The sequence below is a fragment of the Planctobacterium marinum genome (genome assembly GCF_020687805.1).
GTDB lineage: Bacteria > Pseudomonadota > Gammaproteobacteria > Enterobacterales > Alteromonadaceae > Planctobacterium > Planctobacterium marinum.
This window is the reverse complement of the sequence record NZ_JAJEWQ010000002.1, coordinates 561,549-579,174: the sequence shown is the minus strand read 5'-3', so window position 1 is coordinate 579,174 and position 17,626 is coordinate 561,549. Positions and strand designations below refer to the sequence as shown.

The following is a 17,626-nucleotide window of genomic DNA, read 5'->3' as shown; positions in this document are numbered from 1 at the left end:
ATAACGATTTTAATTAAGTGCGATTATTTCCTCTTGTCTTGTTGCTGCTGAACAGCCTGCTTTGCTCTCCCGACTCTTGGAGTCAGGAGCATATTGACGATCTGCAAAAATTAAAATTTGATGTCGAACGCGGCTTGCGCCCGGAAACCTTCAGAACCTTATTACTGGGGGAAGAAGAAACCGTGGTTGTTATTCAGGAATCCAATCAGGCTTTGTCCAAAGGTGCGGCAATATTAGTGGGTGAGACGGGCAAAAACGGCGCCAGTGAATCTGGACTGGCTGCGTTAGCCCCATTGCTTAACGATTTCGGCTGGACCACCATTTTAGTGACAGCGCCCAGCCTGGATTTTGATACGGATCAGGACAGCAATCCGGTCACTTCTGCACAAGGAACACCTGCATCAGACGCCGCCAATACTGACCCCAATAATTTACCACCGGCAAACCAACGCATCCCTTCTTATTCAAGTACCCCGATTATCAGCGAGTCCCTGTTTACTCAGCAGGAGCAGGACTTTCAGTTACTGATGAACGCGGTAGAGCAGGAGCGACAAAATTACCCCGGTTTCGCACTGGTGGTTGCCCAGGGGACGTCCGCGGCCTGGTTAGCCAAACTGTACGGCGATCAGGAATTGCCGGAACCGGATGCGATAGTCACGATTGGCGTAAACTGGCCACAACACGAGCTGAACATTCTGGTGCCGCGAATATTGGCCCGCGCGCCGATACCGGTTTTAGACCTCTACAATCAATTCGACAGTGACTGGACACTGACCACCGCCAAAGAACGAAAAGTGGAGGCCATTAAATCTCTGAAGCTACATTATCGCCAGCGGGAAATTATCGGTCCCCGCTTCTCCCAGCAACAATATGACTACCTGGCCCGGGAAATACATGGCTGGCTAACCTATATGGGCTGGTAAAGACTTAAATAGCCTCGTGAAACAATAAAAAAAAACGAGTTTTCAAATACATAACCAAATGGTTAAAAGCGCTACAGGCAAAAATTTTTGATTCGACTATACTCATGGGGAATTAAAAAGAGATGTCAATTAAGCAGTGACCACCAACGTAGACAACTTTATCGAAGCTAAAGCACCACAACTGGCCTACTATGTAAGAGCATTCTGGGAGCGTCGCATCCCTTATTCGGAAGTGGATCTTTATTTCTGGGACACCATGGAAGAGTGGTCTCAGATTGATGCCTGCAGCCACGAACCGGCAAGTCAAAAAGAACGGGTATTTTGGCACTTATTACATCAATTACACTTCTGGAGCGAAGACAAGTTGCTCACCGACCCTTACCTGCATTCTGAATTAAAAATCTGTGTCGACTATCTCGAAGGCGCAGGTCAATTTCCGCTGGATTGCGTGGGTGTCCGTCCCTGACTCCAGACCAACAGGTCGAAGAATTGTAACCATTAACGACTTTTTACCTACTGCGCATTGATTTGCGTCCCATTGCATGATCCAATAGCCATACAAAAACAACAAGAAGCAGCCCCTTGTCGCATTTTCTGTCGCAATTTAAAGCCTACTATGACCGTCGTATTCTGACGGTATTTTTATTTGGTATAGCCAGTGGTTACCCCTGGGTCATGATCAGCTCGGCAATGACCGCCTGGCTCAAAGAGGAAGGTTTATCCCGCACTGCGATAGGTTTGTTCAGTGTGATTTTTGTAGCCTATTCCATTAATTTTTTGTGGTCACCACTGTTAGACAGACTGAGGCTGCCCTGGCTGGGTTTGCGGCGTGGCTGGATCTTCACTATGCAGCTAGGCATCATAGCCGCCTGTTGTTTTCTGGGGCAACTGCAGGTGCAGGAACAACTCTATCTGATGGCATTGGCAGGCTTACTTATTGCGATAGCGTCAGCAACCCAGGATATTGCCATAGATGCCTACCGTATAGATATCATAGAACAACAGGAAAAAGACAAATTATCTGCCGCCTCTGCTATGGCAACGGCCGGTTGGTGGACCGGATATGGTGGTCTGGGAGCGATACCGTTTTTTATCTCTGACTGGTCCGGCTGGACCTGGGGTGACATTTACTTTGTTCTGGCCGGCATTATGGGGCTGTTATCCATTGCCGTATTTTGGGCGCAAGAGCCTCAGATTAACCGCCAGGCTTCGCAACAACTGGCCGTTAGTTTTTACGAACAACGCATTCAGGGTAAACAATTACAGGCCCTCAGAAAGCTGGGGATCTGGTTATTGGTGACGATCGTCGAACCTTTCAGAGAGTTTTTCGCCCGCAATGGGGTTCGCTTTGCCTTGTCGATTTTAGCCTTTATCTTTTTGTTCAAAATGGGCGAAGCCTTTTTAGGTCGAATGTCGGTGGTGTTTTATAAGGAAATCGGTTTCAGCAATACCGATATTGGCACCTATTCCAAACTACTGAACTGGTGGGTTACCCTGTTTTTTGCGGTACTGGGAGGCCTGGTAAACATTCGTTATGGCATCTATCGCGGCTTAATGATCAGCGGGATCACCATGGCCGCCAGTAACTTGATGTTTTCCTTAATTGCCGTAGTGGGGCCAGATAAAACTCTGTTTGTGGCTGCTATATTCGTAGACGGCTTTACTTCTGCCTGGTCATCAGTGGCCATGGTGGCCTTTATCTCATTGATGTGTAATAAAACCTTTTCCGCCACTCAATACGCGTTGATGGCATCACTTGGCGTATTAGGCAGAACTTTCCTGGCCTCTTCCAGCGGTTTTATTGTGGACTCGATGGATGGCAACTGGGCGGCGTTTTTTGTGCTGACAGCGGTTATGGTGGTTCCCAGCCTGATTTTCCTGTGGAGTATTCGGGATAAGATTAATCAGCTTGAAGCCAGGCGTGACAGCGTCGGGCAACCTTAATCGCCAGCGCAGTTGCAGAAAAAACAACCCGACAGGCTTTAAACATTGTAAAAGACAATATAAGTCTTATAGTTATCCAATAATAATAAAATAAGCAAAGCCCTGTTGATCAATAAACTGTCGCGAAAACTCTGCGTGGTGATGTGCCTGCTGACATTTAACAGCCTGTCAGTCGCCGCGGAAGAACTCCTAATTTTAACCGAGCCACTCCCGCCTTATCAGTATCTCAATGACAAAGGTGAGGTGGTAGGCACCATGACCGAGCAGGTTAATAAATTATTGGCCGCATCTGGAGTGGATGCCGACATCATTATGATGCCCTGGGCAAGAGCCTATGAAACGGCGCTCAAACGTCCTGACACATTGATTTTTTCACTGTTGCGCAACGCAGAAAGAGAGCCTCTGTTGGAGTGGATTGCGCCGTTGGGCGCCACTGAAACCTACCTGTATCAATTGGCCAGCAGACCTGCCATCGAAATTCGCGAACTCAATCAATTACAGAAAATCCACGTGGTGGCGGTAAAACGCGAAGATATTACCACCCGTTTACTCTACAAGGAGGCCCCGAATGCCACCTATATCGTGCAAACCAATACTAAAGACAATTTAAAGATGTTATTGGCGGGGCGCGCAGATGTAACCCCTGCCAGTGTGGAACAGATGGAGCTGTTTTGTCAGGAATTGCATTGTTCACTCAGTGATTTTAGCACGGTTACCCGTCTTCATCAGTTGGGCAAAACCTTGTATCTCGCCGCGAATAAGCAAACAGATCCGCAACTGCTGCAGCGACTGAAAATGGCCGCAACAGCAGATAGCCTGATTTATTGACTAACCACCACCCGGTTTCGACCCGACTCTTTGGCTTCATACAGACCCTGATCGGCTTTTTCCACCCAGGCCATATACTCACCAAAAGACGTGTGGAATTCAGCCAGACCGATACTGACGGTAAACTCTATGGTGTGCTCTTCATATTCTACCGGTAAATGTTCCGCTAACTTGCGAATACGCTCGGCAACTATCTGAGCACTTTTCACATTGGTATCCGGTAAAATAATGGTAAATTCTTCGCCGCCATATCGCCCGGCAATGTCTGTTTCTCTGATGGCTTTAGCAATAATTTTAGCCAACATTTTAATGGTTTTATCGCCCGCCGGGTGACCGTAATTGTCATTGACCTTTTTAAAGTGGTCTATGTCCAGAATCATCATAGTGGCAGGACCACCGGTACGCATGGCACGCTTAAACTCGGTATCACACATTTCTTCCCAATAGCGCCGGTTATACAACCCGGTTAAGCCATCAATTCGACTTATTTTTTCCAGTTGCTTATTGGCTGCTTCAAACCGCAGTTTACTGATAGCTTCGTCGGTGACGTCATAGACCACGATGCATATCTGGTTCACTTCGCCTGACAGTGAGGTCAACGGGAAGATCGTAATGTTCTGATACATCAATTCAGTGGCTGAGGTAATGGGGCGATAGGCTTCAAATTGAAACAAATGGGGTCGCTGTTCCCAGATAATAAACGCCGGACTCTTTAACTTAAACACCGGATCGGTTTTTCTTCTGAACCAGGCGGCATCAATCTCCGGAAACATCTCGAACAAGGATTTACCTCGTACCCGTGCCGGAGACATCCCGCTGTGGCTTTCCATGAACTGGTTCCAGATCTCGATTTCGAAATCGCGGTTCACCACCGCTATCCCGACTTCAATGGAACCCAGTAAATCATGTTTTAAATGTAAATCTTCTAATTCAGCTAATACATTCGACATGACTCAGGACTCCACCAGATTAACCAGTTTTTTGAATATAATTTCCATCGCTTTATCCGGGAACAACAGCATCAGATCAAAGTGGATGTCCTGGTTTTCTATCGAATAGGCTATCTCTATAGCCACCACCTTGTTCCAGCGACTAACACTATTGGATAACAATCCTTCTAAATCACAATGACGTCCCATGATCATCGGGTGGTTTTGACCAAACTTAACGTGTAGTTGCTCCGACAATGCGTGCAAACAAGCGCCAATCAGGATATTAGAAATATCCATTAGGGCTTCCAGTTCTATCTGTTCGGTAACAGCTGCCTGGTCGTATTTTAACAGGCGTACCATATTGGCAAAGTTTGAATCATTAAACAGCAGCAATGCCTCACCATTGATACCGGCGGTGATAAAGCCCTGAGAAATTGCAGAGATGGAATCACTCTGATGAATTTCAGCAATGGCCATGTGCAACTCAGTGGACTCGATAATGTTGACATTGGGGATGGGCAGTTCAATAAATACATCCAGAAGCTGCGCCAACTTTTCACCCGCCTGCCCCATTGCCACGTTTGCCATTTCGCGATAGGCATCCAACTTATCAATGGATTTTTCAGGGGTGGTGATGGAAGCCGGTTTTGACGGAGACGCATTACCGGAATAGATCCCACAACCGGATAAGATCTCGTACAGTTTAAGGTTATCTATGGGCTTGCGAATAAACTCCAGTGCGCCCATTTCAATCATGCGTTTGCGAGCTTCCGGTTGCACATCCCCCGACACCACAATGACTTTCACCGGTAATTGTTGTTGTTGGATTTGCAACATCGTTTGATAGCCATCCAGCACTGGCATGTTCAAATCCAAAAACATTAATTCAATCGCACCGGAACAGATGATCTCCAGCGCTTCCTGACCGTTTGTGGCGTACTGAATACTCACATCCCATTGTTCAGGGATGGAGCGTGCCATTTGCTTCCTGGCAAATCCGGAATCGTCACAAATTAGAATGGGAGTTGTCATTCTTGCTTTATACCCTACCTGCCCAATTGAAAATCGGCGCATTCGCTGTGCGTGAATTGGTTGTTATTCTTTTATCTCGTGGCCTCAGGTATAAATAGTTACCCAACCATAAAGTGAGGCTAGCCATAGTGTCCAGCATAGTGAAGGCTGAAGAATATCTCAATATAAACTTAAGTATAAGTGAAACATAAATTTTTCCACAATTGGTGAATATACAAACAACTGTAAATTATTAACAGTCTCGATTTTACCGCCAGCCGATGTTCATACGATAAATTTCTGTGTATTTTGGATTGGGATTTGAGACAGCCCTGTTAAAATAGCAAAAAACACTTCAGTAAGGGTTATCGTGGATCAATATCTTAATTTATGTCAGCGCATTCTTGACGAAGGTGTATGGGTAGATAACAAACGCACCGGAAAAAGGTGCCTGACCGTAATTAATCATGATCTGACTTATGATGTCGGCGCAGGCAAATTCCCGCTGGTGACCACCAGGAAAAGTTTCTGGAAAGCGGCCATAGCGGAAATCATTGGCTATTTGCGCGGTTATGACAATGCTGCAGACTTCAGAAAAATAGGCACTAAAACCTGGGATGCCAACGCCAATGAAAATCAGGCGTGGCTGAATAATCCCTACCGTAAGGGTGAGGACGACTGCGGCTTTATCTATGGAAAAGTCGCGCGCAATTTCCCCAGGCCCGATGGTGGCAGTATTGATTTACTCAAACAAATTATCGATGACCTGAGCAACGGAGAGGACAATCGCGGTGAAATCCTGACGTTTTACCACCCGGGCGCCTTTCATATGGGTTGTTTGCGACCGTGCATGTACAGCCACCACTTCTCTATCCTGGGCGACACCCTTTACCTGAACAGTACTCAGCGCTCCTGTGACGTGCCGCTGGGGTTAAATTTTAATATGGTACAGGTGTATGTATTACTGGCTTTGGTTGCGCAAATTACCGGCTTAAAACCCGGCAAGGCGTATCATAAATTAGTGAATTGTCACATTTATGAGGATCAGTTAGCCCCAATGCGGGATATACAATTAAAAAGGGAACCCTATCCGGCCCCCACGCTTAATATTAATCCGGATATTAAAAGCTTACAGGACATAGAAACCTGGGTAACGCTGGAAGATTTTGAACTGCAGGATTATCAGTATCACCCCACTATTCAGTATCCGTTTTCGGTGTGAGTTTTTTGGTGTGAACGATGGGCGAGGAGCCGGTTACCAGAGAATCCGACAAGATCAGAGCTAAGAGCACCTACTGTGCTCTTTTTGCAGGCCCTGACTTTTTATGCCGGCGGGGTATGCAGCTTCATCTCAACTAGCGAAGGGGCAAATCCCAACTTTTCATAAGCGCGAATTGCAGCTTGATTGTCGGCATACACATCCAGATAAAAGTCATGTACGCCCCGATTTTTGGCCCAGGCCATCAATTCCGCTATCACGTTCTGGTTGAGCCCTTGTCCACGAAATGCCGGTGACACGAACATAAAACCCAGATAGGCGTCTTTAGCGTGGCTTAAAGCGGCTTTTGAATTTCTGATTTTAGCGTAACCGGTGGCGACAATTTCATCCTGCACTTCCACCACCAGCAAATAACTGTCCGGACTGTTAATCAGCTCAGGTAAATTATAATACTTGGGATTATTGGCTCTGATCTGTGTATTAAAGGGTCGCTCCGCAGCCACGACCGCCTGCTCTAACTCTTCCAGGCGCGGGATATCCTGCAATGTCGCGGCTCGGAACTGCATCTCCAGTTTACTACTTTTTGTAGGCGCGTATCATCAGGAATACACCGATAATGACCATCGGCAAAGACAACACCTGACCTTGTGAAATAATACCGCCATACAGGCCCAGATGCGCATCCGGCTCGCGGAAATATTCGATGATAAAACGAAATGCGCCATAGCCGATTAAGAACAAGCCACCAACGGCGCCAACGGGGCGCTCTTTTTTAGAGTAAATCCACAATATCAGGAACAGTACCAAGCCTTCTAAGAAAAACTCATACAATTGTGATGGATGTCTGGGCAATGGACCGGCATTGGGAAACACCACGCCCCAGGGCACATCTGTCGTGCGTCCCCACAGTTCGGCATTGATAAAATTGCCGATTCTGCCCGCCCCTAATCCAATTGGCACCAGTGGCGCAACAAAGTCACCGACATAAAACAACGAAGTTTGCTTTTTTCGGGCAAACCAATACAGTGCTGCGACAACGCCCAATAATCCACCGTGGAACGACATTCCACCGGTCCAGATTTTAAACAGGTACAGCGGGTCAGATAAAAACAGATCGAACTGGTAAAAGAACACATAGCCGATACGCCCCCCAAGGATCACCCCTAAAAAGCCGTAAAACAGCATGTCGCTGAGTTCTTCTTTGCTCCAGTTGGTGCGATGCAGACGCTTATTGGCCAGTATAAAGGCAGCCACAAAACCGATCAGATACATCAGACCGTACCATCTCAGGCTCAAAGGTCCAACGCTAAAAATAACCGGGTCAATTGCAGGAAAAGTGATAAAATTATCTGACATAAAGACTAGCTTAACAAAGAGTTCTGATTGGAAGGCCGCATGGTAGCAGGAAGGTCAGGTATTTGTAATAGCCAGCGACGAGAATCCACTTTATTTACCGGCACGTACCAATCCTCCCAAACCAAGATATTCTAATTCCATGTTGAGGAAATCCCGAATCTCGGAGGCTTCAGACATCAATAGTGCCTTGTGTAGCACAGCCTGCATCTTCTCCTGACTCTGGCGTCGAATAACCCATTTGACTCTGGCCATACTGTAACCATTGATGCTCAACTTGTTATATCCCATCGCCACCAGCAGCATAACACCGGCGGGTTCTGCCGCAAGCTCACCGCAGACGGTCACAGGCACATCCAGCCGTTTTGATACCTGAGCAATATGGTTTAACGCTCTGAGCACCGCAGGGTGATAACTTTGATACAATTCAGACACTCTCGGGTTGTTTCTGTCCACTGCCAGCAGGTATTGGGTTAAATCGTTGCTTCCCACTGAGAAAAAGTCCACTAACGACGCCAACTCCTCCAGTTGCCACAACACCGATGGCACTTCCAGCATGACGCCTACCCGGGGTTTATGCACTTCTTCGCCTTCGCGATTAGCCTCTTCACGTACCTCATAAAACGCCTGTCGTATCAGGCGCTTGGCCTCTTTGACTTCTTCAACAGAGGTGATCATCGGCAACATAATTTGTAAATTGTGTAACCCGGCACTGGCCTTTATCATCGCCCGCACCTGAACCAGAAATATCTCCGGGTGGTCCAGCGTCATGCGAATACCCCGCCAGCCCAAAAAGGGATTTTCTTCCTGGAACGGAAAATAAGGCAAGGGTTTATCCCCGCCCACATCCAGGGTACGCATAGTAACTGCGCGATCGTGGTATTTCTGCAACAAGGAGCGATACAAAACCCGCTGCTCTTCTTCGCCCGGAAAGCGATCGTGCGACATAAAGGGGATTTCGGTCCGGTATAATCCCACGCCATCGGCATCGGCACTGAACTTTTCTTCCAGCTCCTGTGACAGGCCTACATTCAGAAATAAGCCAATGTGCTGACCATCCAGCGTAACGGCTTCCTGCTCCAGTTCTGCGGAAACCAGTTTATTTAATTCTTTCTCTTCTTTAATCAGGGCTTCAAAACTGATGCGCTTTTGCATCTCAGGGGCAACGGTTATCTCCCCGGAATAACCATCCAGCAACAATTCCTTGCCCGCCAGATGACTGACATGCAGTTCTGTAACACCCAGTACCGCGGGAATACCCATGGCCCGCGCTAATATAGCGGCATGGGAATTTACTGAGCCCCGCATGGCAATAATGCCTTTGAGTTTTTTGGCGGGAATTTCAGCCAGCATGGTCGCGGTGATCTCTTCCGCCACTAGAATCGCTTTGGCCGGGATTTCCGCCACGCGACGTTTGTCATTAACCAGGTGCCCAAATACCCTATCCCCCAGGTCCACCACATCTACAGCCCGCTCCTGCATATAGCTATCCTGCATTTGCGAAAACTGACGGGCGTAGTTGCCAACCACTTGTTTCAGCGAGGTGGCAGCGTTCCATCCCGCGCGGATTTTTTCTTCCACTTCTTTCCCGAGACTGGCAGCGTCCAGCAGAAAGTCGTATGTCTGAAATATATTGGCGACATCTTTAGGGACGTTTTCCGCTACCTGGTTGGTGAGTTTACGAATATCAGCCTTGGTGCGTTTTACGGCGCGGCGATACTGAGAAATTTCCTGATTAACTTTTTGACTTCTGGCTGCAATGTAATCCGAAAGCCGGGCTTTTTTGTTAGGCTGAAAGCCAACCCCTACCGCCAACCCTGACGAGCCTGGCCGACCGTATAAGGCTTTTTGCCAGAGCTGAATACCATCACTGCCCGACAGTTTCACCGCCCCCCTGGCTTCGGCATTTGCCACTTCCAATGCCATTTGCGCAGCAAGCGTGATCAGCAAGGATTCTTCTTCTTCTGCAAATCGGCGACGGGATTTTTGTTGCACAGAAATCACCCCCAGCACCTTGCGTTGATGAATAATTGGGGTGCCTAAAAAGGCGTGATAGGATTCTTCTTTAACATCGGGGTAATGTTTAAAACGGGGATGCGACTGGGCATCAGCGATATTGATGGGTTCTTCCCGCTGCCCAATCCAGCCAATAATGCCTTCAGAAAAACCAATGCGGGTCACACCAATGGCTTCTTTCGCCAGCCCTTCGGTTGCCACCAAGACAAAACACTGGTTTTCAGTATCTGCCAGATAAATGGTACAACAATCTACCCGCATCGCTTCTTTTAACAATTCGCTGACGCGTTGCAGGGCTTCTTCCAGTACCGGAATGTGGCCAATTTCTTCAACGATTTGTCTTAGCGTACTCAGCATAGAGGATAGTTTCTCTTAGCGGCGACGTCTTTTTTTGCGTTTGCCATCAAAAGCGGGCTTGTTCAGGTTCATTGCCACAGGTACAAACTCCTTCATGACTTTCCGATAAACATCGCGTTTAAAAGACACCACATTGCGTATAGGGTACCAATAGCTGACCCATCGCCAGTCATCGAATTCCGGATGACCGGAATGTAACAGGTTCACATCTTCATCAGCACAAGTTAACTGTAACAAAAACCACTTTTGCTTTTGACCGATACACACCGGATTAGAATCTTGACGAATCAATCGCTTTGGCAATCGGTAACGGATCCAGTTTTTAGTAACACGTAAAATTTTAACTTGCTGGGGATTTAAACCTACCTCCTCATGTAATTCTCTGAACATGGCTTCTTCAGCCGATTCGCCTTGATCGATTCCGCCTTGTGGAAATTGCCAGGAATGCTGCCCAAATCTTCTGGCCCAAAATACCTGACCGTTGCGATTACAAATCACTATGCCCACATTTGCGCGGAATCCTTCTGTGTCAATCACTTAGACTCCCGGGCACAAATATTGTTATATTCCCCATTCTTCCACAAAGTGTCATAATTGCCTAGTGCCTAAATCCCACTAAATAACAATTAGACAATATTCGCTACTGACCGATAACCATGACTTATTCCCAGCCTGAACCACCTGCCACACCACCTGCGTCAATCCCGGAGTTGATGGACAGGGTAGCGCTGCTCGCCGGAATGACATTGGGAGAATTAGCACAGGCCGCCCATATTGCCGTGCCACAAAACTTTAAAAAGGAAAAAGGCTGGACCGGCCAACTGATTGAACTGTGGCTGGGTGCCGACGCGGGCTCCAGACCCGAACAGGATTTTGTGGCATTGGGCACGGAGTTAAAAACCTTGCCGGTTAGTACTCAGGGCAAAGTACTGGAAACCACCTACGTGTGTTATGCCCATCTGACCGGCAATCAGGGACTAAACTGGCAAGACAGTAATGTCTGCAACAAACTGCGACAGGTATTGTGGCTACCCATAGTAGGAGAGCGCACTGTAGCGCCATCAGATCGGCTTGTCGGCACTGGTTTTTTGTGGCAGCCCACGGCACATGAAGAAAACTTGCTGCGTCAGGATTGGGAAGAGCACATGGACAATATCACTCTGGGCAACATTGATTCACTCAGTGCCCGGCATGGCGAAGTATTACAACTGAGACCCAAAGCGGCCAATGGCAGCGTTGTTACCCAGGCGGTGGGTCAGGAGGGCAATGCCATTCAAACCCGGCCCAGAGGTTTTTATTTGCGCAAACAGTTCACTCAGGCAATCCTGGATTCCCATTTCAGCTGAAACCGGTTGTGCTACCCGATTGCTTTTATTAACCGGCCTTTACCTTAATACTGCACTATTCTCCGCATTATCCTCTGCGCTATCCTTTGCGCTGCAACAGGCGCTCGTGCTCTTCCTGCGATAATCCGTCATCCGATGCCATGTTTTGTACATATTTAACAAACATTTCACTTAACACTCTTTCAGAGGTGAAGCCCAGTCGTTTGGCAATAGACGATATTTTAATATCAGAGCGCAGGATGATCTTTTTCGCGTATTCCAGCCGGTAATGGTACATATAGGCCCGGAAATTACGGTTGAGCATAGCCCGTGTGGCGACGGCCAGTTGTTTGGGCTCGATCTCTGCTAAATCCGCTAACGTTCTCAGGCGCAGACCAATGCTCTTGTATAGCTTGTTGCGAATAATCGCCCGCTCAGCCTTTGCCAGGGTCATTCGCATGTCTTCTTCACTGTAACTTCGATCTTCCAGATCCTCTGCATCAATCGGACAGGGAGAATAACGACGACGTTGTAACATCAGTAAAATAATGACGTAGAAAATGCCAAAGTGAAGCAATGAGATAATGCCTTGCCAATAACTAAATTGCACAACTTCCAGTGCCGTAACAATCACCAGCAGTATTGCACCAAAGGAAATCGTCACCAGGCCGGTAAACATCTTCATCGATTGTGGCAATTCGTATTGGGTAATATCGACCACCTGATCCGACAAATAAAAGTCATAATCCTTAACCATATCATCAATTTTTAAGGCATAGATGAGCACGGCAAAATTGCATAGCATGTAGAACACGTAAAACGGCCAGTTATCGCCAATTGACCCAATAGGTGGATTGCTAAAAATGGTCACTTTTGCAGTATCGGGTAGCAGTAAAAAAGGGATTTGCGCACAGAAAAACAAAAAGGCAATGCCCTGATGAAACCATTTATTGTGTACGGGTTTCTCAATCAGCATATGGTGCATGGCCAGATACACCTGAGAAGCCAGCAATACCGGCGTAAACTGAAAAACCCCAATCAGAAAGGGAAAGTCGGACAACCAACCGGAAAAGCGCAGTATTTCGTCCAGCATAACCAGGGGTAATATTAAAATCGCCATCAACACCTGAGATGCATGGGGCATCACATCATATCTTACCCAGATAAGAACCAGGGGGATGAGCCAGAGTATAAATCCTAAGCTTAGCATGGTGCTGTTAAATCACTCTTTTTATACTGCGGGGTGATTTACACCACAAATCACCGCGAAGAATTATTAATTGATGGTTGGGGCCTGCAACCAGGTTATCGGAAAATGGTCAGATTACTTAAACTTATTCGCTTTGCGCCACAAGGGCTGCCTCACGGCTTAATTCCATCACTTCAAACAAACCGTCTTGTTTAGCGACACACCACTGCACCAGATTATCGTCCCCTTCGGTGGATAACTGACGCAAGTTTCCTTCCAGGGTGTGCAATACCTTAAGTTCTTCCGCACCGTCTAACAAGTCTGTCCAGGTCTCCAAACTTTGGCCGGTACGACTGCCCACGGCATTGCCCAGTAATTTTTGAATATGCACCACCCTTTGCAAGGCAGGGATATGCTTTAAATAAGCATCCACTGACTCTTTGGATTTGAACTGAAACAATTCAAAAATACTTTTCAGCTCATCCCGTATCGCTATTTTCGCAAAGCGATTAATGGATTCTTCCTGCCAACTGGGATCACTGGTCCAGGGCTTATGGGTCAGCATTTCCAGGATATCTAACTGCAACGATATATAGCCTTTTTGTTGCAACAGTTTTAAGGGCTCATGGGCCTTTAGCAACGCCACCTGACGCGCCTGTAAATGCTGCAATACTGCATCGTGCTTTTGCAATTTCTTGCGGTAAAAACCCTTTTTGGACAACAGTTCTTTAATGTCCGATAATTCATCCACCCACTGCCATTCCCGCAACTGGACTTTGAGTTGTTTTGACAAAGAGGCGAATTCCGGGCAACTCAACTGCTTTTCGAAGAGCTTCAGATTGCGTTTCATCAGGCGCATGATAGCCACCAGCTCGACGATATCCCGCACCTTGCCATGTTCCACAAAGCGCTGCTCGTGACGTTGCCAAAACTCCACTAATACCGACATCAGTGTGATAAAAGCATCCTGCAGACTGGTGTGTTTGGCAATCGGGAATTCAGGCTTTTTGGCAAGGACTTCCAAATCCTCGCCGACATAGAGTTCATAGCCCCGTTGCGCTTTACTTTTATAGCCCAGTCGAAAGGGTACGGCTTCGAGCAGCTTTCGGGCTAACTGAAAAATCGCCTCAGGGGCGCCTTTTTTCAGTTCCAGCTCCACCTCGCACACCGGCGAATGATATTTATCCGTCTCTATTTCGCCGCTGTCAAACACCATCTCCACCTGCGTATCCTGATCGCTTATAATCAGATACTGCTCCCGTCTAAAATGCGTGCTGAATAGCGAACTAAGCCGAAACTTCAGGTCTTCGGTATTAATATTGGCAGGCCAGACTTCCCCGGGAAAGAGCGCGATATCCAATTGATTGGACGGCAAAGAGACATTGTATTCGGCGCGCTTGTGCAGCCCACCAACAGAGCCATCCCGGCACTTAATGGTTTGTTCGTATTCACCATTGTTCCCGCGAACCCGCAATCCCATACCATGCTGCCGCAAAATTTGCTCAGGCGTATCATAATACGAGTTAAACAGCTGAATCGATTGGTGTTCGATATCGGCATTTAAATCTGGTAGAAATTGCTTGCGAATCTTGCTTTCTGCGTCAGCAGAAACCAGCAATTTCAGCTCTATTTCACTGTCCATGGAGGAGAAAAATCACCGTTTCTATTACTAATAAAAAACGAACCTATTGCATAGAATAAGGTTCGTTGTGGTATCACCTAATATAACCGAACTGCGGTTAAATTACTCATAAAATTTCAGGGGACATTGGCCCCCGGTATTAATGACCTTACTTGCCGTTGCGTATGTTGGCCTTAGTATGCGCAACGCTTCGCCAAATCGCATTGACCCACAACATGTGTAAGCCCGGCTGCTGCCCCCTGAATGTGGGACTTTCAGGCATACTGATAACCATACCATCGCCAAAATCTTCCAGGGTCATAAACGGCTTAAAAGCCAGTTGCTGGTTGTAATCCTGCCAGAGATAACCACTGGCTAACACCGAATCAGCATCGGCATAATGAGCGACATTGACACCTTCTCCACGATGCAGCGGTTTATAGGTAACGTTGCCCGACGCAAAGCTGTAAACCGGGCGGTTGATGCCCACCATCATCCAGTGATCAGTATTGGGCTGCACCTTTAAAATATTACCTGGCGACGATGCCATAGGCCGTTTGGGATCCACCTGCAAGGCTTCGTACTGGCTGGCGTTAGCAATCACGCCAGAGACTGGTTCTTGCTGTGATTTACGCGCATCAATTTGGTTTTCTTCAACCTGTAATTGACTCAACTGGTTATCTGTTAAAAATGCGATACTGCTATCCAGAGCAACAATCACCCCGCCCTGGCGCAACCAGGTATTCAGCTTTTCCAGACCCCGCTTATTAATGTAGGAAGCGTAATTTCCACCGCCGGGTAAAATCAGCACATCAAACTCAAACAGATCCACACTATTCAGATATCTGGCCGCTATGGTATTAACCGGATGATTCAGCTGTTGTTCAAACACATAACGTGTTGCCCCCGCCAGATAGGAGGAAGTCGGACGCTCCCATAACAAGGCAATATTCGGCGATTTCATTTTGACCACATGCTGGCTACCAAAATTCACACCTTTATCCACCCACCCGGAATTCGTGCTCACCAGCTCCACCTGATATTTAGCGGCCAGCTCCTGCAGTTTGCGCTTGCCCGACTCCGACACAGCCTTTTTATAAATAATTAAAGAGCCTTTGGGAAACGTGCGGTTGTGCTGCGTAAAGGACTTATCGCTACTCCAGATTTCAATATCGCTTTGCAAGGCTTCCACTAAAAACAATGCGCTGCCGGTATGCTGCCAGTCAATTAACCAGGCCAGTTCACCATCCCCGCTTTGCTTCACTTCGGCCTTTGCCTGGGTATCCAGAGGCTGACTGGTGGCCGCTGGCGATGCATTACAATAGTGCACGGCGACATTATGGGTTAGCCGCTTTGACCAGGCGGTAACATCGTACAAAACGTGACTTTTATGCTGCCGTCTCAAATCTTCCTGAAGGGCAAGAAAATCTTTTTCCATCGGAATATGTTGATCCAGGTAATTTCGGATCATGCGATAATTGGGCTGAGCCATATCAATAATATAGTCCCCTGCGGCAAACGTGTTGCCACAGGCTTTAAAGGCTTTTTGCGCCTGGCTTAGTTCAATACCCTGAATGCTCAGCAGCTTTGCCAACCGGTCAGTATTGTAGGGGTCATCACTGCGGGCCAGGATAATTTGTCTGACGTCGCCCTTATCTCCCTCTGTGATCGCGCTTTCGCGATATTCCCAAAAGCGCTGCAGAAACAAGGCCCGATGCTTTGCTGCTGTTTCCAGTGTCGCCACTGAGGCGACGAAGTGATGTTCCACAGCATCGCGGTAGGTGAACGTTTCTCCTAATTTGTTGGTGGCTTTTAGCCCCCTGGGAGATGCCTGCTCGTAGGTCATTCCTAAAGCGCCGTAAAATACCGGCCATCCCGCACCATAACCGGGGAAAAACGCATCGTAAATTTCACGAGTAAAATACCGCCAGCCTTGTTGGTCAAAGTACTTTGCATTGTTTTTACCAATGATCTCCAGGCCCTGTTTTTGTACCTCGGTGATATAGGGGTTGAACGGGTCGGCTTCCGGAGTGAAGTAATAGGTATAATCGGAACCAAATTCGTGCAAATCTACCGCGATCAGGGGCAACCACTGAGATAGTAACTTTACTCTTCCCAAGGTTTCAGGTTGAGTAATGGCCGCCCAGTCGCGGTTTAAATCGAATATATAATGATTGGTTCTGCCGGTATTCCAGCCTTCGCGACGCTCGGTCGCAAAAGCATGGCCATTGGCTTCAGGCCCGGTATTATTCTCAAAATGATGAATAAATTTTTCTCTGCCATCAGGATTTTGAACCGGGTCCAGCAATACAATGACATTGTCTAAAATCTCTTTGACCATGGCATCATCAGACGCCAGTAAGTGATAAGCCACTTGCAGTGCCGCATCCGGGGAGGAAACTTCGTTGCCGTGCACACCATAACCCAGCCAGACTATCGAAGGTAGTTGCGCCAGTTGCGTCTGCATTGCCCGCTTATTGGTTTTTCTGGGATCGGCAAACTTCAGATACTGTGCCCGGATCTCGTCCAGTCTGGCTAGGTTCGCTGCTGAACTGATTACAGCGTAATTCAGTGTGCGTCCCTGCCAACTTTGACCATAAGGCAGCACCTGGATTTTATCCGGATGCGCTTTGGACAGTGCAGTCAGATAACCTTCTATTTGTGTCGTATTGCTGAGTTTTTCACCTGCTTTGTAACCGTACAAAGACTGTAATGTCGGTGTTTCCTCGTCATATTTTGCCCCAGGCCATAAACCCGCGACGGCCAGAGAGTGACAAAACAGAAAAGAGACTAAAATGAAAATATAACGCATTGTTTTAAGAAGCATATTCAGACTGGATAGCGGCAGTATGGCACTCTTGTGTTTTTTTTAAAACGATAATCTGGAAACCATTGCTTGTTGCCAGCT

15 protein-coding genes are annotated in these 17,626 nt (G+C 47.4%); 6 read left to right on the top strand and 9 right to left on the bottom strand.

From position 1 onward, the window contains the following. Nucleotides 1-17: 17 nt before the first annotated feature. The 4 genes from LJ740_RS07885 (at nt 18) to LJ740_RS07870 (ending at nt 3,695) form a co-directional block, all read left to right on the top strand. Nucleotides 18-923 (top strand): DUF3530 family protein, encoded by a 906-nt coding sequence (locus LJ740_RS07885; protein ID WP_229528530.1) that lies wholly within the window; start codon nt 18-20, stop codon nt 921-923. A gap of 136 nt (nt 924-1,059) precedes the next feature. Next, on the top strand, nt 1,060-1,389 hold the full coding sequence (locus LJ740_RS07880; protein WP_229528529.1) for a hypothetical protein: 330 nt from the start codon (nt 1,060-1,062) through the stop codon (nt 1,387-1,389). Between the two features lie 116 nt (nt 1,390-1,505). Then, nucleotides 1,506-2,867 (top strand): AmpG family muropeptide MFS transporter, encoded by a 1,362-nt coding sequence (locus LJ740_RS07875; protein WP_229528528.1) that lies wholly within the window; start codon nt 1,506-1,508, stop codon nt 2,865-2,867. Nucleotides 2,868-2,972: 105 nt separating this feature from the next. Then, complete coding sequence (locus tag LJ740_RS07870) at nt 2,973-3,695, top strand: substrate-binding periplasmic protein (RefSeq protein WP_229528527.1); 723 nt, start codon at nt 2,973-2,975, stop codon at nt 3,693-3,695. Here LJ740_RS07870 and LJ740_RS07865 read toward each other — a convergent pair. Both LJ740_RS07865 and LJ740_RS07860 read right to left on the bottom strand, forming a co-directional pair. Further along, nucleotides 3,689-4,645, bottom strand: a complete 957-nt coding sequence (locus LJ740_RS07865) for a sensor domain-containing diguanylate cyclase (protein WP_229528526.1) — start codon at nt 4,643-4,645, stop codon at nt 3,689-3,691. The two genes, LJ740_RS07870 and LJ740_RS07865, sit on opposite strands and share 7 nt — an antisense overlap. 3 nt (nt 4,646-4,648) lie before the next feature. Beyond that, entirely contained in the window at nt 4,649-5,659 is a 1,011-nt protein-coding gene (locus LJ740_RS07860; protein ID WP_229528525.1) for a response regulator, read from the bottom strand. A gap of 349 nt (nt 5,660-6,008) precedes the next feature. Between LJ740_RS07860 and LJ740_RS07855 the strand changes: the two genes are divergently transcribed. Continuing rightward, nucleotides 6,009-6,860 (top strand): thymidylate synthase, encoded by an 852-nt coding sequence (locus tag LJ740_RS07855; RefSeq protein ID WP_229528524.1) that lies wholly within the window; start codon nt 6,009-6,011, stop codon nt 6,858-6,860. Between the two features lie 101 nt (nt 6,861-6,961). Here LJ740_RS07855 and LJ740_RS07850 read toward each other — a convergent pair whose 3' ends face one another. The 4 genes from LJ740_RS07850 to rppH all read right to left on the bottom strand — a co-directional run bounded on the left by LJ740_RS07850 (nt 6,962) and on the right by rppH (nt 11,120). Then, nucleotides 6,962-7,423: a GNAT family N-acetyltransferase gene (locus LJ740_RS07850; protein WP_229528523.1), complete on the bottom strand. Its 462-nt coding sequence runs from the start codon at nt 7,421-7,423 to the stop codon at nt 6,962-6,964. Nucleotides 7,424-7,433: 10 nt separating this feature from the next. Continuing rightward, on the bottom strand, nt 7,434-8,213 hold the full coding sequence (lgt, locus tag LJ740_RS07845) for a prolipoprotein diacylglyceryl transferase (RefSeq protein WP_229528522.1): 780 nt from the start codon (nt 8,211-8,213) through the stop codon (nt 7,434-7,436). Between the two features lie 90 nt (nt 8,214-8,303). Continuing rightward, nucleotides 8,304-10,583, bottom strand: coding sequence for a phosphoenolpyruvate--protein phosphotransferase (gene ptsP, locus LJ740_RS07840; RefSeq protein WP_229528521.1), 2,280 nt, complete (start codon nt 10,581-10,583; stop codon nt 8,304-8,306). A gap of 15 nt (nt 10,584-10,598) precedes the next feature. Continuing rightward, entirely contained in the window at nt 10,599-11,120 is a 522-nt protein-coding gene (gene rppH, locus LJ740_RS07835; RefSeq protein WP_229528520.1) for an RNA pyrophosphohydrolase, read from the bottom strand. A gap of 119 nt (nt 11,121-11,239) precedes the next feature. On the opposite strand from rppH, the gene mutH reads away from it, so the two are divergent. Next, nucleotides 11,240-11,929: a DNA mismatch repair endonuclease MutH gene (mutH, locus tag LJ740_RS07830; RefSeq protein ID WP_229528519.1), complete on the top strand. Its 690-nt coding sequence runs from the start codon at nt 11,240-11,242 to the stop codon at nt 11,927-11,929. Between the two features lie 79 nt (nt 11,930-12,008). On the opposite strand, the gene LJ740_RS07825 is transcribed toward mutH, so the two are convergent. The 3 genes from LJ740_RS07825 to LJ740_RS07815 all read right to left on the bottom strand — a co-directional run bounded on the left by LJ740_RS07825 (nt 12,009) and on the right by LJ740_RS07815 (nt 17,545). Continuing rightward, nucleotides 12,009-13,052, bottom strand: a complete 1,044-nt coding sequence (locus LJ740_RS07825; protein WP_229528518.1) for a helix-turn-helix domain-containing protein — start codon at nt 13,050-13,052, stop codon at nt 12,009-12,011. Nucleotides 13,053-13,242: 190 nt separating this feature from the next. Next, nucleotides 13,243-14,739: a CYTH domain-containing protein gene (locus LJ740_RS07820; protein WP_229528517.1), complete on the bottom strand. Its 1,497-nt coding sequence runs from the start codon at nt 14,737-14,739 to the stop codon at nt 13,243-13,245. A 148-nt stretch (nt 14,740-14,887) separates the two neighbouring features. Next, nucleotides 14,888-17,545, bottom strand: coding sequence for a M14 family zinc carboxypeptidase (locus LJ740_RS07815; RefSeq protein ID WP_229528516.1), 2,658 nt, complete (start codon nt 17,543-17,545; stop codon nt 14,888-14,890). Between the last annotated feature and the right edge of the window lie 81 nt (nt 17,546-17,626).